Source organism: Burkholderia sp. BCC0044, from assembly GCF_902832955.1.
GTDB lineage: Bacteria > Pseudomonadota > Gammaproteobacteria > Burkholderiales > Burkholderiaceae > Burkholderia.
This window is the reverse complement of sequence record NZ_CADFDO010000001.1, coordinates 119668-142598: the sequence shown is the minus strand read 5'-3', so window position 1 is coordinate 142598 and position 22931 is coordinate 119668. Positions and strand designations below refer to the sequence as shown.

The 22931-nt window shown below is 67.8% G+C and carries 23 protein-coding genes and 1 pseudogene; 5 read left to right on the top strand and 19 right to left on the bottom strand.

Annotated features, from left to right (window positions below; translation table 11 throughout):
* The first annotated feature begins 18 nt into the window (after positions 1-18).
* Together HWX14_RS00585 and HWX14_RS36840 are read left to right on the top strand one after the other, a co-directional pair.
* Positions 19-1239 carry a cupin domain-containing protein gene (locus HWX14_RS00585; RefSeq protein ID WP_175881137.1) on the top strand — a complete coding sequence of 407 codons (1221 nt, stop codon included), beginning with the start codon at positions 19-21 and terminating at the stop codon, positions 1237-1239.
* 56 nt (positions 1240-1295) lie between these two features.
* A pseudogene (locus HWX14_RS36840) lies at positions 1296-1542 on the top strand (hypothetical protein).
* Here HWX14_RS36840 and HWX14_RS00580 read toward each other — a convergent pair.
* The 11 genes from HWX14_RS00580 to HWX14_RS00530 all read right to left on the bottom strand — a co-directional run bounded on the left by HWX14_RS00580 (position 1543) and on the right by HWX14_RS00530 (position 10921).
* Positions 1543-1746 (bottom strand): hypothetical protein, encoded by a 204-nt coding sequence (locus HWX14_RS00580; protein ID WP_006487056.1) that lies wholly within the window; start codon positions 1744-1746, stop codon positions 1543-1545.
* A gap of 104 nt (positions 1747-1850) precedes the next feature.
* A complete protein-coding gene (locus HWX14_RS00575) occupies positions 1851-2627 on the bottom strand; it encodes an MBL fold metallo-hydrolase (protein WP_175881136.1) in 777 nt (258 codons plus the stop codon).
* A gap of 4 nt (positions 2628-2631) precedes the next feature.
* Entirely contained in the window at positions 2632-3777 is a 1146-nt protein-coding gene (gene bamC / locus HWX14_RS00570; RefSeq protein WP_175881135.1) for an outer membrane protein assembly factor BamC, read from the bottom strand.
* A gap of 111 nt (positions 3778-3888) precedes the next feature.
* Positions 3889-4794: a 4-hydroxy-tetrahydrodipicolinate synthase gene (gene dapA, locus HWX14_RS00565; protein ID WP_175881134.1), complete on the bottom strand. Its 906-nt coding sequence runs from the start codon at positions 4792-4794 to the stop codon at positions 3889-3891.
* 46 nt (positions 4795-4840) lie between these two features.
* A complete protein-coding gene (locus HWX14_RS00560) occupies positions 4841-5443 on the bottom strand; it encodes a class I SAM-dependent methyltransferase (protein WP_175881133.1) in 603 nt (200 codons plus the stop codon).
* An 8-nt stretch (positions 5444-5451) separates the two neighbouring features.
* Positions 5452-6654 carry a tryptophan--tRNA ligase gene (locus HWX14_RS00555; RefSeq protein ID WP_126362314.1) on the bottom strand — a complete coding sequence of 401 codons (1203 nt, stop codon included), beginning with the start codon at positions 6652-6654 and terminating at the stop codon, positions 5452-5454.
* Positions 6655-6662: 8 nt separating this feature from the next.
* Positions 6663-7325 carry a site-2 protease family protein gene (locus tag HWX14_RS00550; protein ID WP_175881132.1) on the bottom strand — a complete coding sequence of 221 codons (663 nt, stop codon included), beginning with the start codon at positions 7323-7325 and terminating at the stop codon, positions 6663-6665.
* A 47-nt stretch (positions 7326-7372) separates the two neighbouring features.
* Positions 7373-8005: an L-threonylcarbamoyladenylate synthase gene (locus HWX14_RS00545; RefSeq protein WP_175881131.1), complete on the bottom strand. Its 633-nt coding sequence runs from the start codon at positions 8003-8005 to the stop codon at positions 7373-7375.
* Between the two features lie 72 nt (positions 8006-8077).
* Positions 8078-8908, bottom strand: coding sequence for a 3',5'-nucleoside bisphosphate phosphatase (locus HWX14_RS00540; protein WP_175882324.1), 831 nt, complete (start codon positions 8906-8908; stop codon positions 8078-8080).
* 81 nt (positions 8909-8989) lie between these two features.
* On the bottom strand, positions 8990-9880 hold the full coding sequence (locus tag HWX14_RS00535) for an alpha/beta fold hydrolase (protein WP_175881130.1): 891 nt from the start codon (positions 9878-9880) through the stop codon (positions 8990-8992).
* Positions 9881-10060: 180 nt separating this feature from the next.
* The gene (locus HWX14_RS00530) at positions 10061-10921 is read right to left on the bottom strand and encodes a ferritin-like domain-containing protein (RefSeq protein ID WP_175881129.1); all 861 of its coding nucleotides are present in this window, start codon (positions 10919-10921) and stop codon (positions 10061-10063) included.
* Positions 10922-11064: 143 nt separating this feature from the next.
* On the opposite strand from HWX14_RS00530, the gene HWX14_RS00525 reads away from it, so the two are divergent.
* The 3 genes from HWX14_RS00525 (at position 11065) to HWX14_RS00515 (ending at position 13069) form a co-directional block, all read left to right on the top strand.
* Complete coding sequence (locus HWX14_RS00525; RefSeq protein WP_175881128.1) at positions 11065-11589, top strand: gamma carbonic anhydrase family protein; 525 nt, start codon at positions 11065-11067, stop codon at positions 11587-11589.
* 25 nt (positions 11590-11614) lie between these two features.
* Complete coding sequence (hslO, locus tag HWX14_RS00520; RefSeq protein ID WP_175881127.1) at positions 11615-12565, top strand: Hsp33 family molecular chaperone HslO; 951 nt, start codon at positions 11615-11617, stop codon at positions 12563-12565.
* A gap of 138 nt (positions 12566-12703) precedes the next feature.
* Positions 12704-13069 carry a hypothetical protein gene (locus HWX14_RS00515; RefSeq protein WP_175881126.1) on the top strand — a complete coding sequence of 122 codons (366 nt, stop codon included), beginning with the start codon at positions 12704-12706 and terminating at the stop codon, positions 13067-13069.
* 89 nt (positions 13070-13158) lie between these two features.
* Here the strand turns inward: HWX14_RS00515 and ftsB are convergent, their stop codons facing one another.
* From ftsB to lolD, 8 genes are all read right to left on the bottom strand, one after another.
* Positions 13159-13584 (bottom strand): cell division protein FtsB, encoded by a 426-nt coding sequence (ftsB, locus tag HWX14_RS00510; RefSeq protein ID WP_011549473.1) that lies wholly within the window; start codon positions 13582-13584, stop codon positions 13159-13161.
* Between the two features lie 81 nt (positions 13585-13665).
* Entirely contained in the window at positions 13666-14949 is a 1284-nt protein-coding gene (eno, locus tag HWX14_RS00505; RefSeq protein ID WP_006478406.1) for a phosphopyruvate hydratase, read from the bottom strand.
* A 106-nt stretch (positions 14950-15055) separates the two neighbouring features.
* The gene (gene kdsA, locus HWX14_RS00500; RefSeq protein WP_006478405.1) at positions 15056-15910 is read right to left on the bottom strand and encodes a 3-deoxy-8-phosphooctulonate synthase; all 855 of its coding nucleotides are present in this window, start codon (positions 15908-15910) and stop codon (positions 15056-15058) included.
* Positions 15907-17565: a CTP synthase gene (locus HWX14_RS00495; protein ID WP_175881125.1), complete on the bottom strand. Its 1659-nt coding sequence runs from the start codon at positions 17563-17565 to the stop codon at positions 15907-15909. The genes kdsA and HWX14_RS00495 overlap by 4 nt, the downstream gene beginning before the upstream one ends.
* Positions 17566-17756: 191 nt before the next feature.
* Positions 17757-18602 (bottom strand): alpha/beta hydrolase, encoded by an 846-nt coding sequence (locus HWX14_RS00490; RefSeq protein WP_175881124.1) that lies wholly within the window; start codon positions 18600-18602, stop codon positions 17757-17759.
* A 189-nt stretch (positions 18603-18791) separates the two neighbouring features.
* On the bottom strand, positions 18792-21290 hold the full coding sequence (locus HWX14_RS00485) for a DNA internalization-related competence protein ComEC/Rec2 (RefSeq protein ID WP_175881123.1): 2499 nt from the start codon (positions 21288-21290) through the stop codon (positions 18792-18794).
* 56 nt (positions 21291-21346) lie between these two features.
* Positions 21347-22135, bottom strand: a complete 789-nt coding sequence (locus HWX14_RS00480) for a TatD family hydrolase (protein ID WP_175881122.1) — start codon at positions 22133-22135, stop codon at positions 21347-21349.
* 63 nt (positions 22136-22198) lie between these two features.
* Complete coding sequence (gene lolD, locus HWX14_RS00475) at positions 22199-22894, bottom strand: lipoprotein-releasing ABC transporter ATP-binding protein LolD (protein WP_034174517.1); 696 nt, start codon at positions 22892-22894, stop codon at positions 22199-22201.
* Positions 22895-22931: the final 37 nt, after the last annotated feature.

Sequence of the window (22931 nt, the reverse complement as noted above, 5' to 3'; positions counted from 1 at the left end):
TACAAGTCTCATTATACGATGCGCAACCGGTCTCAAGCCGAACCGCGGGATGCCGCTGCCGCCCCGCTCGGCGCGCCGCCTTCCGATCTTCCCACACCGCTGCTCGGCGGTCTCACGCCGGCGCAATTCATGCGCGACTACTGGCAAAAGAAGCCGCTGCTGATCCGCCAGGCGATCCCCGGCGTCGCGTCGCCGGTCACGCGCGATGCATTGTTCGAGCTCGCCGCCGACTATGACGCGGAATCGCGATTGATCACCCATTTTCGTAACAAGTGGCAACTGGCGCACGGCCCGTTCGAACCCGACACACTGCCCGCGGTGACGCGCAAATCCTGGACCCTGCTCGTGCAGGGGCTCGACCTGCACGTCGACGCGGCCCGCGCGTTGCTCGACCGCTTCCGCTTCATCCCCGACGCACGGCTGGACGACCTGATGATCTCGTATGCGACGGACGGCGGCGGCGTCGGCCCGCACTTCGATTCCTACGACGTCTTCCTGCTGCAGGTCGAAGGCCGGCGCCGCTGGCGGGTCGGCGCGCAGAAGGATCTGTCGCTGCAGCCGGACGTGCCGCTGAAGATCCTCGAAAACTTCGAGCCGAGCGACGAATGGGTGCTGGAGCCCGGCGACATGCTGTACCTGCCGCCGCACATCGCGCACGACGGCGTCGCCGAAGGCGAGTGCATGACCTGCTCGATCGGCTTCCGGGCGCCGTCCGCGGGCGAGCTGGGCGCCCAGTTCCTGTACTACCTCGCGGAGCGCGGCGGCCTGCGCGACGCGGGCGGCGACGACCTCTACCGCGATCCGAAGCAGCCGGCCGTCGACGCGCCCGCGCAACTGCCGCCGGCCATGGTCGAACGGGTGGCCGAGATCGTCGACGCGATCCGCTGGCGTAAGCGCGACGTCGCCGAATTCCTCGGCTGCTACCTGAGCGAGCCGAAATCGAACGTCGTTTTCGACCCGCCGGAGCGTCCGCTGTCCGAGGCCGCGTTCGTCACGCAGGCGTCACGCCGTGGCGTGCGTCTCGACAGAAGGGCCGCATTGATGTATAACGCGCGCTCGTACTTCATTAATGGCGAGGAAGGGTCGCTCGAGCAAGCCGATGAATGGCTGCCCGAACTGGCCAATCAACGCCAGATGGAGGCGAAACGGTTTGTAACACTATCCCGGGTTCCCTCGATGACAGCCTTGTTGCACGAGTGGTATCGTGCGGGCTGGATACGGGTCGGAAACCGGAATTAGTGTGAGTCGCCCCGTATGCCCGTACAGATCAAATTCTGTATGGGAAAGACAACGTATTGACCCCGCATTTGTCGACGGTCGATAGGAAAGTGCATATAATTTCCGCCCAAGCCGTAGGGAAGATTCACGCTCTAAGAAGTGCATCTCCACCAGCGGCCCAGGTCGGTGTTGGAGCACATTACCGGTATTGTTTCGCGCTGTTGCTTACCTTTAACCATAAAAGGACGTGATCATGAAGAAATCCCTCCTCGTAGCTTCCCTGTTGGCTGCTGTTGCACTGGCTGCTTGCAACAAGAGCGCTGATCAAGCTGCTTCGTCGGCTGCAAGCGACGCGGCTGCTGCTGCTTCGTCGGCTGCTTCGGCAGTTGCTGGTGCTGCGAGCGACGCTTCGGCTGCTGCTTCGTCGGCAACGGCTGCTGCGAGCGACGCTGCTGCTGCAGTGGCGTCGGCTGCTTCGGCAGCGACGGCTGCTCCGGCTTCGGGCGCAAGCCAGTAAGCCTTCAGCATCAGCTGAAAAAAAACCGGCCCGAGGGCCGGTTTTTTTTACGTCTGCCGCTTTCGCATCGAACGCGCGGCAGCCGCTTCGGGCCGCCGCAGCAGTCCTGCCCCGCTCATCCGAGCATCAGCCAGTCGAAGCCCGCGTCCTGCGAGGCCACGATCACGTCTTCTCCGTCCGTCCCGAGTACGCCGCCAAACGCCTGGCGGGCCAGTTCCGGCAGGTTGTTCTGCTGGCTCAGATGGGCCGCGACCAGGTGCTGGAGGCGGCTGCGTTCGAGCGACGCGAGGATGTCGGCCGCCGCGTCGTTGCTCAGGTGGCCGTGGTTGCCGCCGATCCGCGCCTTCAGCGACTGCGGATAGCGGCTGGCGGCCAGCATCGCGGTATCGTGGTTGGATTCGAGCACCAGCGCGTCACAGCCGCTCAGGACGGCCGTGATGTGCGGCGTGGCCATCCCGACGTCCGTCAGCACGCCGAGCCGGCGGTTTCCGTCCATGAAGACGAACTGGAGCGGTTCCCGCGCATCGTGGGGGACCGTATAGGGCATCACGGCCAGATCGCGTATCGCGGCCGTCTCGTCGCCCCACAGCACGTGGAGATCGACGTCGGCCTCGTCCGCGCCGACCGCGCGCGCGGTGCCCCAGCTCATGTAGAGCGGCAGCGACGCGCGACGCGCGAGCGTCAGCGCGCTGCCGACGTGGTCGCTGTGTTCATGGGTAATGAGGATCGCATCGAGATCGGCGATGCAGAGATTCAGTCGGCCGAGCCGGCGCTCGACCTCCTTGGCGGAAAAGCCGCAGTCGAGCAGCACGCGGGTGGTCGTCGTGCCGCTCGAGGCCTCGACGACCAGCGCGTTGCCTTCGCTGCCGCTTCCGAGGCTGGCGAATCGCACGCGCTCAGTTCAGCTGCGCGTGCAGCAGCGAAATGAGCCGCTGCGCGTCCGACGAATTGTCGACCTGGCCATTCGCGCCCACCACCGCGACCTGCGTGCCGCCATTGCCTTGCGCACGCACGTTGATCAGATATTCCTTGCCGGGCTTGGCCGCCGACGGACCGCCGTAGAACAGCTTGCCGAACAGGCCGTCACGCTTGAGCTCTTCCATCGAATTCGCATAGCGCACGGTGTAGACGCCCTTCTCGCGGTCGCGATTGTCGACCGTGAAGTTGGTCCGGTCGAGCGCCAGGCCCACGCGCAGCCACGCGCGGTCGAACGACTCGGCCAGCTGCAGCGTCGCGCCGCCGCCGCTCGTGTCGCCGACCTGCGCCGGCGCCGTCGCGGGGCGCGCATCGGTCAGCAACTGCTTCGCCTGCGCGTCGGTCAGGCCGAACTTCTGCATCAGCTTCGACAGGAACACGGCTTCGAGCACCGGGTTGCGCGGACGCTCTTCCCAGCGCGACGACGTGCCGCCCTGCGGGCCGACCATCATTTCTTCCATCGCGCTGTGCGTGATCGAGATGTCGGTGTTGCCGTCCGACGTCCGGTTCACGAGCGTGCGGAAGCGGTCGCGCGTGCCCGACGAGTAGGCGAAATCGATGACCCGGCCGATCGTGCGGCGGAACCAGTCGTCCGGAATGTTCGCGCGGTTCTCGGCCCAGTCGGTGGCCATGATGCCCGTCGACGGCGCATCGGTCTTCAGCGAGAAGCCGTTCTCCTGCCAGAACTCCTTCAGGATCGGCCACAGCTGCTCGGGCGTGCGGCCGTCGACGACGAGCCAGCGGCGATCGCCGTCGCGCTCGATGTGCATGCCGAGCGGATCCTGCGCGCTCGGGATGCCGTCGGTCGCGTTGCCGGCCTGCGTCGTGGCCCGCGGCGGCAGCGTGCCGAGCCCGGCGTTGGTCGGCGGCGCGACGAACTGCTGCGTCGTCTGCACCGGCTTCAGGTCGCTCGGCACCGCGAGCGGCGGCGCCGAGCCGGTGTTCTTGTAGTTGACCCGGTCGGGGGCCAGGTAGTCGTTCAGCGTATCGCAGCCAGCGAGCGCGCCCAGCGCCAGCGCCACCACCGACAGCTGGATGGCGCGAGAGGAAAAGGCGAAACGTTTCATGAAATCCTTCGTCTTGCTAGAACGCTCGTCAGGAGCGGCGCCGGACGGAGCCGGCCGGTGCGGGTTGATCAGGGGTCGAGCCGGCGGCCGCAGGACGCGGCCGCGTCGGCATCAGGCGAGAACGCCGGCCTCGACGAGGGCCGAACGCACGACATCGTGGCAGCGCTCGTCGAGCGCCGTGAGCGGCAGCCGGATGCCGCCCTGCATCTTGCCCATCGCCTGCAGCGCCCACTTCACCGGGATCGGGTTCGCTTCGATGAACAGGTTCTTGTGCAGCGACAGCAGCTTCATGTGCAGTTCGCGCGCCGTTGCGACGTCGCCGGCCAGCGCCGCGCGGCACAGCTCGCTCATCGCACGCGGCGCGACGTTCGCCGTCACCGAGATGTTGCCGTGGCCCCCGAGCAGCATCAGCGCGATCGCGGTCGGATCGTCGCCGCTGTAGATCGCGAAATGCTTCGGCGCGGCCTTGATCAGGTGCGCGGCGCGATCGATGTTGCCGGTCGCTTCCTTCACGCCGATGATGCCCGGCACCTGCGCGAGGCGCAGCGTCGTCTCGTGCGTCATGTCCGCGACCGTGCGGCCCGGCACGTTGTACAGGATCACCGGCAGGTCGACCGCTTCGGCGATCGTGCGGAAGTGGCGGTACATGCCTTCCTGCGTCGGCTTGTTGTAGTACGGCACGACCTGCAGCGTCGCGTCCGCGCCGACGGCCTTCGCGTGCTTCGTCAGCTCGATCGCCTCGGCGGTCGAATTGCCGCCCGCGCCCGCGATGATCGGGATGCGTTTCGCCGCATGCTCGACCGCCGTGCGGATCATCAGGATGTGCTCTTCGACGCTGAGCGTTGCCGACTCGCCGCTCGTACCGACGACGACCAGCGCATCGGTGCCTTCCGCGATGTGCCAGTCGATCAGTTTGCGAAACGCCGGCAGGTCGAGACTGCCGTCTTCGAGCATCGGGGTGACGATCGCGGGGATGCTGCCGCGGATTTGAATGCCGTCTTGGGTGCCGTTAGCCATGAAACGCGATTGATTGTGTACCGGTAAACGTTGAGATTGTAGCGGATTAGCCGGGCAGTTCGTAACGTGGAATTCCCGCCCCCGCCTTCGGGGTCGCGCCCTCGCGCACTGCGAAGAGACGCTGCACGAACGCCTCGCGCGGCGCGGCGATGAAACCGTCCTCGTACGCGACCACCCGCAGGCGGCCGTGCACGGCGTCCAGCAACTCGCCCGGGGCGAGCAGGAACGCGGGGTTGGACGGTTTTCCGACCGTTTCGTTTCCTTGCGCGAAGGTTTCGTAGATCAGCACGCCGCCCGGGGCCACCGCATCGAGCAGATGGGGCCAGAGCGGACGATGCAGGTAATTCGTGACGATCACGGCCGCAAACCGCTCGTCGGCCGGCAGCGGCCACGGCGCGCCCTCGAGATCGGCCGCCCGGGCGTCGACACCCGGAATCGCGCGCAACGCGGCCAGCGCGGCCGGGTCACGGTCGAGCGCGACGACCGGATGCCCGCGCGCCGCGAACCCGCGCGCATGGCGGCCGCCGCCCGCGGCGACGTCGAGCACCGCCCCGCCGGCCGGCACGAGCCGCGCCCATTGCGCGACCCAGCGCGACGGCTCGGCCTGGCCGACGTGGCCGCCCGCGGCGGCGATGACGGATTCGCTCATGCGCCGGGTCAGTTGTACGACAGGCCCATCGCGTCGCGCACGTCGCGCATCGTTTCCGTCGCGTACTTGCGCGCCTTGTCGCAACCGTCCGCGACGATCGCACGCAGCAGCGACGGGTCGTCCATGTACTTCTGCGCGCGCTCGAGCATCGGCTGCTGTTCGCGCAGGATGCCTTCGACGACCGGCTGCTTGCAGTCGAGGCAGCCGATACCCGCCGAACGGCAGCCCTTCTGCACCCAATCGTGCGTCGCTTCGTCCGTGTAGACCTGGTGAAGCTGCCACACCGGGCACTTGTCGGGATCGCCCGGATCGGTGCGGCGCACGCGCGCCGGATCGGTCGGCATCGTGCGGACCTTCTTCGTGATCGTCTCCGCGTCTTCACGCAGGCCGATCGTGTTGCCGTACGACTTGGACATCTTCTGCCCGTCGAGGCCCGGCATCCGCGACGCTTCGGTCAGCAGCGCCTGCGGCTCGACCAGGATGATCTTGCGCGCGCCTTCGAGATAGCCGAACAGGCGCTCACGATCGCTCATCGACAGGCTTTGCGATTCCTGCAGCATCGCGCGCGCCTGTTCGAGCGCCTCGTCGTCGCCTTCCTGCTGGTACGCGTTGCGCAGCTCGTGATAGAGCTTTGCGCGCTTGCCGCCGAGCTTCTTCGCGGCTTCGAGCGCCTTCTCCTCGAAACCGGGCTCGCGGCCGTACAGGTAGTTGAAGCGGCGCGCGATCTCGCGCGTCATCTCGACGTGCGGCACCTGGTCCTCGCCGACCGGCACGAGCGAACCGCGATACAGCAGGATGTCGGCGGCCATCAGCACCGGGTAGCCGAGGAAGCCGTAGGTGGACAGATCCTTGTCCTTCAGCTTCTCCATCTGCTCCTTGTAGGTCGGCACGCGTTCGAGCCAGCCGAGCGGCGTGCTCATGCCGAGCAGCAGCGCGAGTTCCGCGTGCTCGGGCACCTTGCTCTGGATGAACAGCGTCGCCTGCGCCGGATCGATGCCGGACGCGAGCCAGTCGATCAGCACGTCCCACACGTTCTTCTCGATGACCTCGGGCGTCTCGTAGTGCGTCGTCAGCGCATGCCAGTCGACGACACAGAAGAAGCACGGGTACTCGGACTGCAGCTTCACCCAGTTTTTCAGCACGCCGTGGTAATGACCGAGGTGCAGCGACCCGGTGGGTCGCATGCCGGAGAAAATACGTTCTGGGAACATGATTGTCGTTAGAAAAGCGAGGCGAAGGGAGACAGGATGGCGCTCAGGACGGCGTAGCCGACATTGACGAGCGGACGCAGCCAGAAGTTCGTCAGCACGCCCGTCGTGACGAGCACGAGGACGATGATGAAACCGTACGGCTCGATGCGCGACAGCGCGATCGATTGCCTGGTCGGCAGCAGCGCCGCCAGGATGCGGCCGCCGTCGAGCGGCGGCAGCGGGAACAGGTTCAGCACGCCGAGCACGAGGTTCGCGCTGACGCCGGCGAACGCCATCCGCGTGAAGAACGGCTCGTCGACGCCGATGGCCGGCAGCACGAGGGTCAGCACGCCCCAGATCAGCGCCTGCACGAAGTTGCAGGCCGGGCCTGCCAGCGCGACCCACAGGCTGCCCCAGCGCGGATTGCGCAGGTTGCCGAACGACACCGGCACCGGCTTCGCATAGCCGAACAGGAACGCGCCGCCGGTCAGGAAGTACATCGCGAGCGGAATCGCGATCGTGCCGAGCGGGTCGATGTGGCGCATCGGATTGAACGACACGCGCCCCATCGCGTAGGCGGTGTTGTCGCCGAGCAGGCGCGCGGCGTAGCCGTGCGCGGCCTCGTGCAGCGTGATCGCGAAGATCACGGGCAGCGCGTAGACGGCGATGGTCTGTATCAGGGAAGCATCCATATCGCGTTATTGTAACAAGCGCACTCGCGCAAAAATGAACGGCGCGCTTACGCGACCGACAGCCCGAACGGTTCGAGCGCGCCGCGCCCCGCGCGGATGAGCTCGGGCGCATCGCCGGTCAGGTCGATCACCGTCGACGGTTCGCGCGGGCACGCGCCGCCGTCGATCACGAGGTCGACCTGTTTCTCGAGCCGCGTGCGGATTTCTTCGGGATCGTTCAGCGGTTCGTCGTCCGGCGGCAGGATCAGCGTCGTGCCGAGCAGCGGCTGGCCGAGCGACTCCAGCAGCGCGAGCGTGATCGCGTGATCGGGTACGCGCAGCCCGATCGTCTTGCGCGACGGGTGCGACAGCCGGCGCGGCACTTCCTTCGTCGCCTGCAGGATGAACACGTACGGGCCCGGCGTCACCGCCTTGATCTGCCGGTACTGGCGGTTGTCGACCATCGCGAAGTTGGCGAGCTCCGACAGGTCGCGCACGAGCAGCGACAGGTGCTGCTTCTCGTCGAGGCCGCGAATCCGGCGCACGCGCTCGACCGCATCCTTGTCGTCGAGATGGCACGCGAGCGCATAGCTCGAATCGGTCGGCATCGCGATCACGCCGCCCTTGCTGACGATCTCCACCGCCTGCTTGATCAGGCGCGGCTGCGGATTATCCGGATGAATCCTGAAGAACTGGGACATGGGGACACGTAAAGAGGGAGAAGTCGGATGCGCACAACGACGGCAACGCGGGCGGCCCGAAGCCGCCCGGCGTCAGAGCCAGCGCTCCCAGACCGGTGTCAGGTCGGGCGGCAACGGCGGCAGGCTGCCGAGTTCGACACGGCCTTCGCCCGGCGCATGGAAATCCGAGCCGCGCGACACTTCGAAGCCGAAGCGGCGCGCGACGTCCGCGTATTCGCGGTACTGGTCGGGCGTGTGACTGCCCGTGATGACCTCGATCGCGCGGCCGCCGAGATCGATGAACTCGCCGAAGAACGCGTCGAATTCGACCGGTGTATAGCGATAGCGGCCCGGATGCGCGACCACCGCTTCGCCGCCCGCCGCGCGGATCCAGCCGACCGCGTCGGGCAGGGACGCCCAGCGATGCGGGACGAAGCCGGGCTTGCCGTCGCCGAGCAGGCGGTCGAACACGTCGGACGTCGATTCGGCGTGGCCGTTCTCGACGAGAAAGCGCGCGAAGTGCGTGCGCGAGATCAGGTCGGGATTCGACACGTATTTCAGCGCGCCTTCGTACGCGCCGGGAATGCCGAGCGTCGCGAGCTGCTCCGCGATCGCCAGCGCGCGCGCCGCACGGCCGTGGCGCGTGCGATACAGGCCGTCGACCAGCGCCGGATGGGCGGGATCGATGTTCAGACCGACGATGTGCACGGTGCGCGATGCCCACGTGACCGAAATCTCGACGCCGCTCAGGTAGCGCATGCCGAGCGCTTCCGCCTCGCTACGCGCCGCCGCCTGGCCGCCGATCTCGTCGTGGTCGGTCAGCGCCCACAGGGTCACGCCGCCCGCGTGCGCGCGGCGCGCGACGTCGGCAGGCGACAGCAACCCGTCGGAAACATTGGAATGGCAGTGGAGATCGGCGTTCATTGTCGGCATGGCAGGTAAGGCCTCATTCTACTGCAATGCGGCAATTGCGCCGCCCGCCGCCGTGCCGCCCGTGCCACGCGCCTACGCGCAGAACGCCTCGATCAGCGCCGCGATCTGCTCGGGCTGGTCGTGATGCACCATGTGGCCGGCATCCTCGATGAGCTTCTCGCGCCAGTCCGGGAATGCGCTGAAGCGCACCTTGAATTCGGGCAACGGGATGTCGCCGGCGATGTGCGCGAGCGTCGGCGAATTGACGGCCTCGACGTGCAGCACCTTCGCGCGCACCTGCTTCCAGGTCGCCATCACCTCGTCGAGCCGGTACAGCAGCGGGCCCGGCATCTTGTGCGCCGGGTCGGCCAGCAGGTGGTAAAGGCCGTCGTCGCCGCGTTTCGACCAGTGCGCGGCGAGAAACGCGGCGCGGCGCGGGTCGAGCCGCGGATTGGTCTTGATCAGGCGCGCCGCCACGTCGTCGAGTGACGCGTACGGCCGCAGCGCGGGCGGCTCGCGCAGCTCGTCGAGCCAGCCGCGCAGCCGGCGCGGCGCCTGTTCGGCGCGGGCCGGCGCGAGCCCGAAGCCTTCGAGATCGACCACTCGGCGCACGCGTTCCGGCCGCGCGCCGGCGTACAGGCACACGACGTTCGCACCCATGCTGTGTCCGACCAGATTGACCTCGCCGGTCGGCGCATAACGGTCGACGAGCGCATCGAGGTCGCCCAGGTAATCGTGGAACCAGTAGTGGCCGCCGCCCTGCCGCGCGACCGGCCAGTCGGACAGCCCGAAGCCGCGCGCATCGGGCGCGATCACCTGCCAGTCGCCCGCGAGCGCATCGACGACGAACTGGAACGACGCCGCGACGTCCATCCAGCCGTGCAGCATGAACAGCGTCGGCGCATCGGGCCGGCCCCAGCGCCGCACATGCAGCTGGACGCCGCGCACCGTGACGAAATCGGAAACAGAACTCGACGCACTCATTGCCACCGCCCCAAAAAAAGAATGGTCGTTCGATTATAGCGGCGACGCGCCGGTTCCGGCGGCCGGCGATCGAGGGACGGCTCTAGCGGCGAGGCCGTTCGAGGGACCGCCGGCAAACGCGATCGGCGGGACGCGCGCGAGCCGGCGGGGGCCGGCCCGATGCGGCCGAACGCGATCCGGCTAACGCGCGGCGCTTCCGCTCGCCGCGTCCTGCGCGGCCAGTTCGTCGAGTTCGGCCTCTTCGAAGCCGGCATCGCGCCGCGCATCGAAATTGAACGGGCCGCGCAGCCGCGGCGCGTGGTATTGCTCGGCGAGCTGCCGATAGGTCGGCACGGGATCGCGGCCGGCTGCGTCGCACAGATGCCGGAACCAGCGGTTGCCGATCGCGACATGGCCGATTTCGTCGCGCAGGATCACGTCGAGGATCGCGGCCGACGCATCGTCGCCGGCCTGCACGAGCCGCGCGCGGATCGGCGGCGACGCGTCGAGCCCGCGCGCCTCGAGCGTCCGCGGCACGAGCGCCATGCGCGCCAGCACATCGTCCTTGGTCCGTTCGCACATCTCCCACAGGCCGTTGTGCGCGGGAAAATCGCCGTATGCATGCCCGAACCCGTCGGCGAGCCGGTCGGACAGCAGCGTGAAGTGATAGGCCTCCTCGGCCGCGACCTTCAGCCAGTCCGCGTAGAACGCGTCCGGCATCCCGGCGAAGCGCCACACGGCGTCGAGCGCGAGGTTGATCGCATTGAATTCGATATGCGCGAGCGCGTGCAGCAGCACCGCGCGCCCCGCGGGCGAGCGCATGCTGCGCCGCTGCAGCTCGCGCGGCTCGACGAGCGGCGGCTGCGCCGGGCGCCCGGGCAGACCGGCCGGTTCGCGCAGTTCAAGCGACGGCGCGATCGCGGCCTGCCCGGCCCGCAGCGCATCGTGCAGCGCGCGCACCTGCGCGGCCTTGGCCGCCGGCTCGGCAACCCGCAGCGCGTCGAGCGCCACGCTGCGCACACAGGCCGGCGCCGGGCCGAAAGAAGAAGACGCGATGCTCATAAACGGGGACACCTTGCGTACGCATCGCGGGAGCACAGGCGCGCGACGGTTTACAATATGCGTTTGTTCCGCGGCGCCAGGCGCCGGGCAAACCGGACGCGCCATTTTACCGGCGCCCACCCTCGAAGAGACAAGGAGACTCCGTGACGATCTACAAGCTGGGCGAGACGGCCCCGACGATCCACGAAAGCGTATTCGTCGCCGACACGGCGGCCATCATCGGCAAGGTCGTGCTCGAGGAAAACGCGAGCGTGTGGTTCGGCGCGACGATTCGCGGCGACAACGAGACGATCACCGTGGGCGCCGGCAGCAACGTCCAGGAAGGCGCGGTCCTGCATACCGACCCGGGCTTTCCGCTGACGATTGCCGACAACGTGACGATCGGGCACCAGGCGATGCTGCACGGCTGCACGATCGGCGAAGGTTCGCTGGTCGGGATTCAGGCGGTGGTCTTGAATGGAGCGGTCATCGGCCGCAACTGTCTGGTCGGTGCCGGCGCGGTCGTGACGGAAGGCAAGACGTTCCCGGACAATTCGCTGATTCTCGGCGCACCGGCGAAAGTCGTGCGCGAGCTGTCGGCCGAAGACGTCGCGCGGCTGCGCGCGAACGCGAAGACGTATGTCGAGCGACGCGCGCATTTCAAGGAGCAACTCGTGCGGATCGGGTGATTCGCACGGATTTCAAGGAAGAAGAGTGAGCGACCAGTTACAGAAATTCATGTTCAATGCGGCGCCCGTGCGCGGCGAGATCGTTTCGCTGCGCAACACGTGGCAGGAAGTGCTCGCCCGCCGCGACTACCCTGCCCCCGTGCGCACGGTGCTCGGCGAGATGATGGCCGCGTGCGCGCTGCTGTCCGCGAACCTGAAATTTCACGGCACCCTGATCATGCAGATCTTCGGCGACGGGCCGGTCCAGATGCTGGTCGTCCAGTGCGGGTCCGATCTGTCGATGCGGGCCACCGCGAAGTTCTCGGGCGACGCCGCGCAGACGATCGGCGACGACACGAGCTTCGCGTCCCTCGTCAACGCGAGCGGCCACGGCCGCTGCGTGATCACGCTCGACCCGGCCGACAAGCTGCCGGGCCAGCAGCCGTACCAGGGCATCGTGCCGCTGAACGGCCTCGACGGCCCGCTCGAATCGGTGTCGCAGGTGCTCGAGCACTACATGCATCACTCGGAGCAGCTCGACACGCGGCTGTGGCTCGCGGCCGATCGCGACCGCGCGGTCGGCATGCTGCTGCAGAAGCTGCCGGGCGACGGCGGCATCGTGCCGCGCAACGCCGAAACCGACATCGACACGTGGGAGCGCGTGTGCACGCTCGGCGGCACGCTGTCCGCGAAGGAACTGCTCGAGGTCGAACCGGAAGTCGTGTTCCGCCGGCTGTTCTGGCAGGAAAACGTGCAGCACTTCGAACCGGCCGGCACGCGCTTCCAGTGCTCGTGTTCGCGCGAGAAGGTCGGCGCGATGCTGCGCATGCTCGGCCGTGAAGAAGTCGACAGCGTGATCGTCGAGCGCGGCCACGTCGAGATCCACTGCGAGTTCTGCAACCAGCGCTACGAATTCGATCCGGTCGACGTCGCGCAACTGTTCGCGGCCCCCGGTGTCGAAACCGGCATCGCGCCCGCGACCGAGCAGCGTCACTGAGCCATGCGCCCGTGCCCGCCATCGGCGCGGCACGGGCGCATAATGACGCACGAGCGCCGCACGCAGGGTTCAGGCGCCGAGGGCACGGGCCTTCGGCGCAAGTCGCTTTCCCCGGTCGGCACGCTGCAGGAGAAACACATGAATCGCGTCCTCCCCTTTTGCACCCTCCGCACGATCGTCGTGACGAGCATGGCCGCCGGCACGCTCGCGCTGGCCGGCTGCGCGATGCCGCCGCCGACTGCCACGATCCTGAGCCGCCTGCCCGAACCGGGCGCGTCGAGCGGCCAGCCGCCCGTGCTGTCGAGCGCCGAACGCAAGCGCTACGACGAGATCGACCAGCAGGTGCTGCGCGAGCAGAACAGCGCGATGGCGGCCGAAGCGGCCGCGCGCGCGTGGGCCTATTACTCGCCGCCGCCCGTGACGGTCTACGGCGGGTACTACGGCGGATGGGGCAATCGCTGGGGCACGGGCGTCAGCTACGGCTACCCGGGCTGGTGGTGGTGAGCGGGTGTCGCCCGATCGATTGACGACTGGCAGGAAATAAAAAAGCGCGGCATTTCCCGCGCTTTTTCAATGGATTCGACGTACCGCGCTCAGTGATGTGCGGGCTTGCCCTTGTCGCCGCCGTGATGCCGCGACGGCTTCGCGATCGACTGCGGATTCGGCACGACCCGCACCGGCGCCGCCGAGACCGCGCCGCGCGTCGACGTATTCGACGGCGTGGTGTTCACCGGCCCCGCAGGGGCATTCGGCGACACGAACTGCACGAATACTTCGCCGTCCTTGACCATGCCCATCTCGTAGCGCGCACGCTCCTCGATCGCCGCGGTGCCGCTCTGCAGATCCTGCACTTCGCCGGCGGTGCGCTCGTTGCGCAGCTTCTCGTCCGCATTCTTCTGGAGCTGGTCGTCGAGCTGCTGACGCAATTCATGCACCCGCAGCCAGCCGCCGTGTCCCCACCATAGGGGGTACTGAATGAGCGCCAGCAAGGCAATCAGGACGACAGTGACAAGCCGCATGTAGAAGACGCAGATATAAGAAGCGCCGCTCCGCGCACAGGCACAGAGCGGCGTCGAGATGACGAACCCGATAGTAGCGCGTTAGCGCAGGTTATAGAAAGCCGATTTGCCCGGGTAGCTCGCGATGTCGCCGAGATCTTCCTCAATGCGCAGCAGCTGGTTGTACTTCGAGATGCGGTCGCTGCGCGACAGCGAACCCGTCTTGATCTGGCCGGCGTTCAGGCCGACCGCGATGTCCGCGATCGTCGAATCTTCCGTTTCGCCCGAGCGGTGCGAGATCACGGCCGTGTAGCCCGCGCGCTTCGCCATTTCGATCGCCGCGAACGTTTCGGTCAGCGTACCAATCTGGTTGATCTTGATCAGGATCGAGTTCGCGATGCCCTTCTCGATGCCTTCCTTCAGGATGCGCGTGTTCGTGACGAACAGGTCGTCGCCGACCAGCTGCACCTTCTTGCCGAGACGGTCGGTCAGCAGCTTCCAGCCGTCCCAGTCGCTTTCGTGCATGCCGTCCTCGATCGACACGATCGGGAACTTGTCGGCGAGCGTCGCGAGGTAGTCGGTGAATTCGGCCGACGACAGTTGCAGGCCTTCGCCCGCGAGCTGGTACTTGCCGTCGTGGTAGAACTCGGATGCCGCGCAGTCGAGCGCGAGCAGCACGTCTTCGCCCGCACGGTAGCCGGCCTTCTCGATCGCCTGCAGGATCGTCGACAGGCACTCGTCGTTGCTGCCGAAGTTCGGTGCGAAACCGCCTTCGTCGCCAACTGCCGTGCTCATGCCGCGGTCGCTCAGGATCTTCTTCAGCGCGTGGAACACTTCCGCGCCGCAACGCAGCGCTTCACGGAACGTCGGCTGGCTGACCGGGACAATCATGAATTCCTGGATGTCCAGGCTGTTGTTCGCGTGCGCGCCGCCGTTGACGATGTTCATCATCGGCACCGGCAGCTGCATCGCGCCCGAACCGCCGAAGTAGCGGTACAGCGGCAGGCCGGCCTCTTCGGCGGCGGCCTTCGCGACGGCCATCGACACGGCCAGCATCGCGTTCGCGCCGAGGCGCGACTTGTTGTCGGTGCCGTCCAGTTCCAGCAGCGTCTTGTCGAGGAACGCCTGTTCCGACGCGTCGAGGCCCATGATGGCTTCGGAGATTTCGGTGTTGATGTGCTCGACCGCCTTCAGCACGCCCTTGCCGTTGTAGCGGCCGGCTTCGCCGTCGCGCAGTTCGATCGCTTCACGCGAGCCGGTGGACGCGCCCGACGGCACCGCCGCGCGGCCCATCGTGCCCGATTCGAGCAGCACGTCGCATTCGACGGTGGGGTTGCCGCGCGAATCCAGAATCTCGCGGCCGATGATATCTACGATTGCACTCATGGGTTTCCTCTGAGAATGACGATGGATTCTTCAAACTGCGACGGCGTGCGCGCCGGAACCGCTTTCGCTACAGACGCGCGAAGCCGCCGCAAGGTTCATTCGATCTTTAATTGAAATCGTTTTCCAGGAACGGATTGCGCTTCACCGCCTGGTCGAGCGTGACGAGGGTCTCCAGCAACGCGCCCATCCGGTTCAGCGGCACCGCGTTCGGGCCGTCCGACTTCGCCTCGGCCGGATTCGGATGCGTTTCCATGAACAGGCCCGCGACGCCCGTCGCGACCGCCGCACGTGCGAGCACCGGCACGAATTCGCGCTGGCCGCCCGAGCTCGTGCCCTGCCCGCCCGGCAACTGCACCGAGTGGGTCGCATCGAACACGACCGGCGCGTTCGTCTCGCGCATGATCGCGAGCGAACGCATGTCCGACACGAGATTGTTGTAGCCGAACGAGACGCCGCGTTCGCAGGCCATGAAGCGGTCTTCCGACAGCCCGGCCTCGCGCGCCGCGTCGCGCGCCTTGTCGATCACGTTCTTCATGTCGTGCGGCGCGAGGAACTGGCCCTTCTTGATGTTGACCGGCTTGCCCGAGCGCGCGCACGCATGGATGAAGTCGGTCTGGCGGCACAGGAACGCCGGCGTCTGCAGCACGTCGACGACCGACGCGACCTGCTCGATCTCGTCGATCGAATGCACGTCGGTCAGCACCGGCAGGCCGAGCTGGCGCTTCACCTCGCCGAGGATCCGCAGCCCCTCGTCCATTCCGAGGCCGCGAAACGACTTGCCCGAGCTGCGGTTCGCCTTGTCGTAGGACGACTTGTAGATGAACGGAACGTTCAGCTTCTCGCAGATCTCCTTCAGGCGGCCGGCCGTGTCGATCGTCATCTGCTCCGATTCGACGACGCAGGTACCCGCGATCAGGAAGAAAGGCTGGTCGAGACCGACCTCGAAATCGCACAGCTTCATGCTTGCACTCCGCGCGCTTGCTTGTTGGCGAGCGCCGCTTCGACGAACGACTTGAACAGCGGATGACCGTCACGCGGCGTGGACGTGAATTCCGGGTGGAACTGGACGCCGACGAACCACGGGTGCATCGAACGCGGCAGCTCCATCATTTCCGGCAGATCCTCGCTCGGGGTACGGGCGCTGATGATAAGGCCGCCGGCTTCGAGCTGGGGCACGAAGCGGTTATTGACTTCATAACGGTGGCGATGGCGCTCGTTCACGTCCTTGCCGTAGATTTCTTCCGCCATCGTGCCCGGCTTGATCGGGCAGCGCTGCGAACCCAGGCGCATCGTGCCGCCGAGGTCGGATTCCTCGGTGCGCGTCTCGACCTTGCCTTCGCGGTCGTACCATTCGGTGATCAGCGCGACCACGCGCTCCGGCGTGTCCGGATCGAACTCCGTGCTGTTCGCCTGCTTCAGGCCGACGACGTCGCGCGCGAATTCGATCACCGCGAGCTGCATGCCCAGACAGATGCCGAGGTACGGCACCTTCGACTCGCGCGCGTAGCGAACCGCGGCGATCTTGCCTTCCGTGCCGCGACGGCCGAAACCGCCCGGCACCAGCACGGCGTCGAGATGCTTCAGGCTGTCGACGCCGTTCGTCTCGAGCTCTTCCGAGTCGATGTATTCGATGTTGACCTTGGTCGACGTGTGGATCGACGCATGGCGCAGCGCCTCGATCAGCGACTTGTACGACTCGGTCAGGTCGACGTACTTGCCGACCATACCGATCGTCACTTCGTGCTGCGGGTTCTCGAGCTTCTCGACGAGCGCCGACCACATGCCCAGGTCGGCGTCCTTCGGCGACAGCTTCAGCTCTTCGCAGATGATCCGGTCGAGGCCCTGGTCGTGCAGCATCTGCGGAATCTTGTAGATGCTGTCGGCGTCCCACACCGAGATCACGGCGTCTTCGGGGACGTTCGAGAACATCGAGATCTTCTTCGATTCGTCGTCGGGGATGCGGCGATCCGCACGGCACAGCAGCACGTGCGGCAGGATGCCGATCTCGCGCAGCTTCTGCACGCTGTGCTGGGTCGGCTTCGTCTTCAGCTCGCCGGCCGTCGCGACGTACGGCACCAGCGTCAGGTGCACGAAGCACGCGCTGTTGCGGCCGAGGCGCAGGCTCATCTGGCGCGCGGCCTCGAGGAACGGCAGCGACTCGATGTCGCCGACCGTGCCGCCGATCTCGACGATCGCGACGTCCGGCTCGCCGCAGGTGGCCGATGCCGCCCCGCGCTCGATGAACGCCTGGATTTCGTTCGTGATGTGCGGAATCACCTGCACGGTCTTGCCGAGATAGTCGCCGCGGCGTTCCTTGCGGATCACCGATTCGTAGATCTGGCCGGTCGTGAAGTTGTTGGCCTTGCGCATCTTCGTGCTGATGAAGCGCTCGTAGTGGCCGAGGTCGAGGTCGGTCTCCGCTCCGTCTTCCGTCACGAACACTTCGCCGTGTTGAAACGGGCTCATCGTGCCGGGGTCGACGTTGATGTAGGGATCAAGCTTGAGGAGGGTGACTTTCAGACCGCGCGATTCGAGGATCGCGGCGAGAGAGGCGGCGGCAATACCCTTGCCGAGGGAAGAAACTACGCCGCCGGTGACGAAAACATATTTGGTCATCGCTGGATGCTCGCGGGAAAAACGGATTATACCGTAAAGCCCGCCCTTCTCTCAGCAATTGGCGTGATGATCGCGCCCCCTTCGGGCCGACCCGCGCCGACCCGCGCCGGCCGTGCGCGCCGGTACGAACCGGCCGGCCGGTCGGCACCGCGCGCATGCGCCAGCGGGCGTTCCGGCCGCCCGGCGAAGCGTCAGGCGCGCTTCGCGAGCGGCGCGCCGACCTGCGAAGCGCCGCCCTCTTCCGCCTTCAGCGTATTCAGCATCCGCTGCAATGCGCGGGCGGTCTCGATTGGCCGTTCCATCGGGAACAGGTGGCTGCCCTCGAGCCATTCGATGCGCCCGCGCGCCGCGCGGCGCGTCGCGTCGAGCCCGACCTGCCGCACCTCGCGCGAGCGCGTGCCGGCGAGAAAGCCGAGCGGCACCGGCGCGCCGTGCGCGAGCCGCGGGCCGAGCGTGTGCGGCAGCGTCCGGTAGATCAGGTATTCGACCTGCCGGTCGAACGCCAGCGCGCGCTCGCCGTCGGCGCCGGCCTGCGGGATCCCGTAGTCGATATAGTCGGCCAGCATCCGCTCGTCCCAGCGGGCGAACGCGGGCTTCTCGCGGAAGTGCCGCCACACTTCGTCGCGGCTCATCCAGCGCGTGCGCCGGTTGCGCGTCGCCGCGGCCGGCGACAGCCGCTCGTCGAGCCCCGCCCACTGGCTCGCGCGCAGCGCGCCGGCACGCCAGCCCGCGATGATCGGCGAATCGATCATCACGACGCCGCGCACCCACTGCGGCTTCTTCAGCGCGGCCATCAGCGACAGGTAGCCGCCGAGCGAATGGCCGACGAGCCAGACCGGGCGCTCGTAGCGATGCCCGATGTCGTCGAGCAGTTGCTCGACGAGATGCGGCCAGTCGCGCGTCACCGGGTAGCGGCGGTCGTGGCCGATCCGTTCGATGTAGCGCAGCTCGTAGTCGTCGGCCAGTTCGGCGAAGATCGTCCGGTAGGTCGACGCCGGGAAGCCGTTCGCATGCGAGAAGTGGAGGATGTCCTTCAAATGCCGATGTCTCCTTTGTGGACTGGAGCGGGTACTTCAGCGATGACGCCAGTCCCATGCTTCGCGATCGACTGGATTTGACGCTCGGCGGTTACGCCAGCCCCGCGCTTCGTGTTCCGTCGGACCCGTGCCTCGGCACGGTACGCCGGCCCCGAGCTTTCTGTTCTGATACGCCGGCCTTCGCCGCGCTCACCGGTCCATCCAGTAGCGGTGCCGTTCGTCGCGATAGCGCGCGAAGGCAAACCCGCCGCCGGCCGGCGCGACGTCGAACCGCACGGCGCCGTCGCGATCGGTGCGCGGCAGCGGAATCCCGCGCGCCTCGTAGCGGGCGAGCACGGTCCGGTGCGGATGCCCGAAACGATTGCGATAGCCTACAGGAAATACCGCGACGCGCGGCCCGACCGAATCGAGGAAAGGCTCGACCGACGACGTGCGGCTGCCGTGATGCGGCACGACCAGGATCTGCGCGGCCAGCGCGTCGCGCGCGTCATTCACGAGCCGGCGCTCGCCGCGCGCATCGATGTCGCCCGTCAGCAGTGCCGACGTGCCGCCCGCGTCGATGCGCAGCACACACGATTGTCCGTTCGACGAACCCGTGCCCACCCCGCCCGGCGGCCACAGCATCGTGAAGACGACACCGTCCCAGGTCCACCGCTGCCCGGCCGCGCAAGGCAGCCGATCGGCCACGCCGGCCGCCTGCGCATCGCGCCACAGCCGGTGCCGCGGCGCAATGCCGGCCAGCAGCTGGCGCACGTCGGCGGCCGCATAGACGGCCGGTGCGCCGCCCGCATGATCGGCATCCGCATGACTGAGCACGAGCGAATCGATCGTCGCGATGCCGCGCGCCCGCAACGCCGGCGCGACGATCCGCGTACCGGCATGGGATGACTCCGCCCCCGGCCCCGCATCGAACAGCAAGGTCCGCCGCGCGGTTTCGACCAGCACCGCCGCGCCCTGCCCGACGTCGAGCACGGTCAGCCGGAAACCGCCCGGCGGCGGCGCGTCGGGCGCCGGCGCGACGAGCGGCAGCCACGTGAGCGGCGCCGCCCAGCGCAACGGCCAGCCGCGCGGCATCAGCGCCCACGCGACACCCACGCATGCGAGCGCCAGCACCGGCCAGTCGGGCATGCGCAGCCAGAACACGCCGCCCGGCCAGTCGGCCAGGTGCCCGAGCAGCGTCATCATCGGTGCGAGCGCCGCATGCGCAAGCCGGAAGGCAGCCGCATCGAGCGGCGGCGGCAACGCGATGCCGGCCAGCACGATCGGCGTCACGACCGAGCTGACCCACGGAATCGCGAACGCATTGCCGAACGGGCCCGACACGGAAACCTGCGCGAACCAGGCGGCGGTGAGCGGCGCGAGACCGATCGTCACCGCGTACTGCACGCGCGTGGCCTCGGCGATGCGGCGCCGGCAGCGCATGGCCCACCCGCGCAACCGCCTCCGCAAGCGGGCCGTGCCGCTTTCCGCGCCGGTTTCGTCGATCTCGTCGCTCCGATCGATCTCGCGCACCGCGCGCCAGCCGGCGACGGCCACCAGGATCACGGCGACCGCGCCGAACGACAGCCAGAATCCGGCCGACAGCACGGCCCACGGATCCGTGAGCAGCACGCCGCCGAGCGCCGCGCACAGCACCGCGGACGTCGGCACGCTGCGGCCGGCCAGATAGGCGACGCCGCCGCCCGCGATCATCCACCACGCGCGCTGTGCCGGCACGTTGAAGCCGGCGAGCGCGGCGTAGCCCGCAGCCGCAACCAGCGCGGCAAGCGTGGCCGCGTACGGCGCCGGCAACACGAGCGTCGCGGCCCGCACGCGCCAGCGCACGCGGCGCCAGACCATCGACACGAGCCAACCGACGATCGCACCGACCAGCCCGACATGGAGACCGGAAATCGCGACCAGGTGGCTCGTGCCGGTGTTGCGCAGGATGCGCCAGTCGTCGTCGCCGATGCCGGACTGGTCGCCGATCGCCAGCGCGGCGACGATGCCGCGATGCGCTACGTCGGTACCAAGCACCTCGCCGATGCGGGCGCGCAGCGTGTCGCGCACGCGGTCGATCGACGCACGCCATTCCGATGCGCGCGCATCGAGCAATACCGCCCGACGCGGCGCACTGACATAGCCGATCGCACGAATCCCCGCGGCGAGCCACGCCGCCTCGCTGTCGCGCACGCCGGGATTGGCCTCCGCATGCGGACGCTTCAGACGCACGACGAAACGCCAGCGCTGGGCCGCACGCAAATCGGGCAGCGCATCGCGTGTCGCGGATGCGCCATATGCACGCCACGACAGCCGGATCAAGAGTGGAAAACGGGTGAGCCCCGCATCGTTGGACTCGACCGCGAACAGCAGCCGCGCGCCTGTCTCGTCGACGACGGGCAGCCCGCGGATCACGCCCGTGACGACGATGTCGCGCCCTTCCCACTCGACAGGCAGACTGTCGCGCAGCCGCCATTCAGCGCGCGCGGCCGCATAGCCGAACCCCACGACGCAGGCCGCGACCGCGCACAGCATCCATCCGCATACGACGACCGCACGCGTGCGCCGTCGACGCACGCACCACGCGCCCAGCGCCGCGCAGCCCGCGAGCACGGCTGCTCCGATCGTCCATGCGATCGCCCCGGGCAACGCCGCCTGCCGCTGCAGCACGACGACGCCGAGCGCGAACGCGATCCACCACACGCGCATTCCGCCTCCTCGTCGACCCGGCGCCACCCTGCCAATACGGCGCCTTCCGGCAACGATTATGCGGACGAAAGTGCGAGTCGCGGCAGCGCGGCGAGCGCGTTAGCCGAAGTGCATACGGCCAGTTCGCCAGTGTCGAACCCGCGCAATTCGGCGAGCACGCCGCCGATGCGCGGCACCTGGTCGGGCGTATTGCGGGATTGGTACGCCCATTCGGGCGCGATGTCGGGCGCGTCGGTTTCGACGACGAGCGCGTCGAGCGGCAACTCGGTGGCGAGCCGGCGGATCTGGCGCGCGCGCGTGAAGGTCACGTTGCCGCCGAAGCCGAGATGCAGCCCCTGCGCGAGATACGCTTCGGCCTGCTGGAAACTGCCGTTGAACGCATGCGCGATGCCGCGCCGCACGCCGAAACGGCGCAGCCCCGCGAGCACGCGGTCCTGCGACTTGCGCACGTGGCACAGCACCGGCAGGTCGAATTCGCGCGCGAGCCTGAGCTGGCCTTGGTAGAAGAACTGCTGCCGGTCTTCGTCGAGGCCCGGCACGAAATAGTCGAGCCCGATCTCGCCGATCGCGACGAAACGCGGATCGTCGAGACTCGCCTCGATCTCCATGCGCAGCCGGTCGAGATCCGCGTCGCGTGCCTGCGGCGTATACATCGGATGGATGCCGAGCGCGTAGACCGCGCCCGGCGTGCGCTGCGCGAGTTCGCGCACCGTCGTGAAGTTGTCGCGCCCGATGCTCGGGATCACGATGCGCGACACGCCGGCCGCGTGCGCAGCCTGCGCGACCGCGTCGCGGTCGGCGTCGAACTCGGCGGCATCGAGATGGCAGTGCGTGTCGATCCACATGGCAGCGGTCCTGCGCCGTTGCGCCGTGCCGAACCGGCGGCCGGCCAACGGCGCGTGGCTTCTTTACACCGGCAGCGCCGGCTCCTCGTGCAGCACGCCGTCGCGCAGCCGCATGATGCGGTCGCAGCGCGCGGCGAGATCGGGATCGTGCGTGACGATCACGAAACTCGTTTCGAGCGTCTCGGACAGTTCGAGCATCAGGTTGAACACCGTGTCGGCCGTCGTACCGTCGAGGTTGCCGGTCGGCTCGTCGGCGAGCACGCACGCGGGCTTCGTGACCAGCGCGCGCGCGATCGCGACGCGCTGCCGTTCGCCGCCCGACAGCTCGCCCGGCCGGTGCTTCGCACGCGGGCCGAGACCGACGCGTTCGAGCATCGCCTGTGCCTGCTCGCGCGCGTCCTCGGTCGTCATCCGGCGGATGCGCAGCGGCATCGCGACGTTGTCGAGCGCCGTGAATTCGGGCAGCAGGTGGTGGAACTGGTAGACGAAGCCGAGCGCACGGTTGCGCAGCTCGTTGCGCTCGCGCTCGGCGAGTTGCGTAAACGGCTTGCCGAGCAGCGACACTTCGCCGGCGCTCGGTTCGTCGAGGCCGCCGAGCACGTGCAGCAGCGTGCTCTTGCCGGAGCCCGACGCGCCGACGACCGCGAGCTTCTCGCCGCGCCGCACCGTCAGCTCGGTGTTGTTGAGCACCTGCACGTTGAAGCCGCCCTGTACGAACGCCTTCGTGATCCCGCGCGCCTGAAGCACGTATTCCTGCATACCTGCCGAATCCTGTCTGTTGTGTTGTTGTCGTGAA

Bases quoted from the DNA above. Each gene is read 5' to 3' on its own strand.
- HWX14_RS00480 (WP_175881122.1), bottom strand. From the start codon at position 22,135: ATGTGGATCGACACGCACTGCCATCTCGATGCCGCCGAGTTCGACGCC.
- HWX14_RS00515 (WP_175881126.1), top strand. From the start codon at position 12,704: ATGAATCGCGTCCTCCCCTTTTGCACCCTCCGCACGATCGTCGTGACG.
- HWX14_RS00560 (WP_175881133.1), bottom strand. From the start codon at position 5,443: ATGAGCGAATCCGTCATCGCCGCCGCGGGCGGCCACGTCGGCCAGGCC.
- HWX14_RS00550 (WP_175881132.1), bottom strand. From the start codon at position 7,325: ATGGATGCTTCCCTGATACAGACCATCGCCGTCTACGCGCTGCCCGTG.
- dapA (WP_175881134.1), bottom strand. From the start codon at position 4,794: ATGGCTAACGGCACCCAAGACGGCATTCAAATCCGCGGCAGCATCCCC.
- HWX14_RS00545 (WP_175881131.1), bottom strand. From the start codon at position 8,005: ATGTCCCAGTTCTTCAGGATTCATCCGGATAATCCGCAGCCGCGCCTG.
- HWX14_RS00585 (WP_175881137.1), top strand. From the start codon at position 19: ATGCGCAACCGGTCTCAAGCCGAACCGCGGGATGCCGCTGCCGCCCCG.
- kdsA (WP_006478405.1), bottom strand. From the start codon at position 15,910: ATGAAGCTGTGCGATTTCGAGGTCGGTCTCGACCAGCCTTTCTTCCTG.
- HWX14_RS00540 (WP_175882324.1), bottom strand. From the start codon at position 8,908: ATGAACGCCGATCTCCACTGCCATTCCAATGTTTCCGACGGGTTGCTG.
- HWX14_RS00580 (WP_006487056.1), bottom strand. From the start codon at position 1,746: ATGCTGAAGGCTTACTGGCTTGCGCCCGAAGCCGGAGCAGCCGTCGCT.
- HWX14_RS00495 (WP_175881125.1), bottom strand. From the start codon at position 17,565: ATGACCAAATATGTTTTCGTCACCGGCGGCGTAGTTTCTTCCCTCGGC.
- ftsB (WP_011549473.1), bottom strand. From the start codon at position 13,584: ATGCGGCTTGTCACTGTCGTCCTGATTGCCTTGCTGGCGCTCATTCAG.
- HWX14_RS00485 (WP_175881123.1), bottom strand. From the start codon at position 21,290: ATGCGCGTGTGGTGGATCGCGTTCGCGCTCGGCGTCGTCGTGCTGCAG.
- HWX14_RS00530 (WP_175881129.1), bottom strand. From the start codon at position 10,921: ATGAGCATCGCGTCTTCTTCTTTCGGCCCGGCGCCGGCCTGTGTGCGC.
- HWX14_RS00535 (WP_175881130.1), bottom strand. From the start codon at position 9,880: ATGAGTGCGTCGAGTTCTGTTTCCGATTTCGTCACGGTGCGCGGCGTC.
- eno (WP_006478406.1), bottom strand. From the start codon at position 14,949: ATGAGTGCAATCGTAGATATCATCGGCCGCGAGATTCTGGATTCGCGC.
- lolD (WP_034174517.1), bottom strand. From the start codon at position 22,894: ATGCAGGAATACGTGCTTCAGGCGCGCGGGATCACGAAGGCGTTCGTA.
- bamC (WP_175881135.1), bottom strand. From the start codon at position 3,777: ATGAAACGTTTCGCCTTTTCCTCTCGCGCCATCCAGCTGTCGGTGGTG.
- HWX14_RS00555 (WP_126362314.1), bottom strand. From the start codon at position 6,654: ATGTTCCCAGAACGTATTTTCTCCGGCATGCGACCCACCGGGTCGCTG.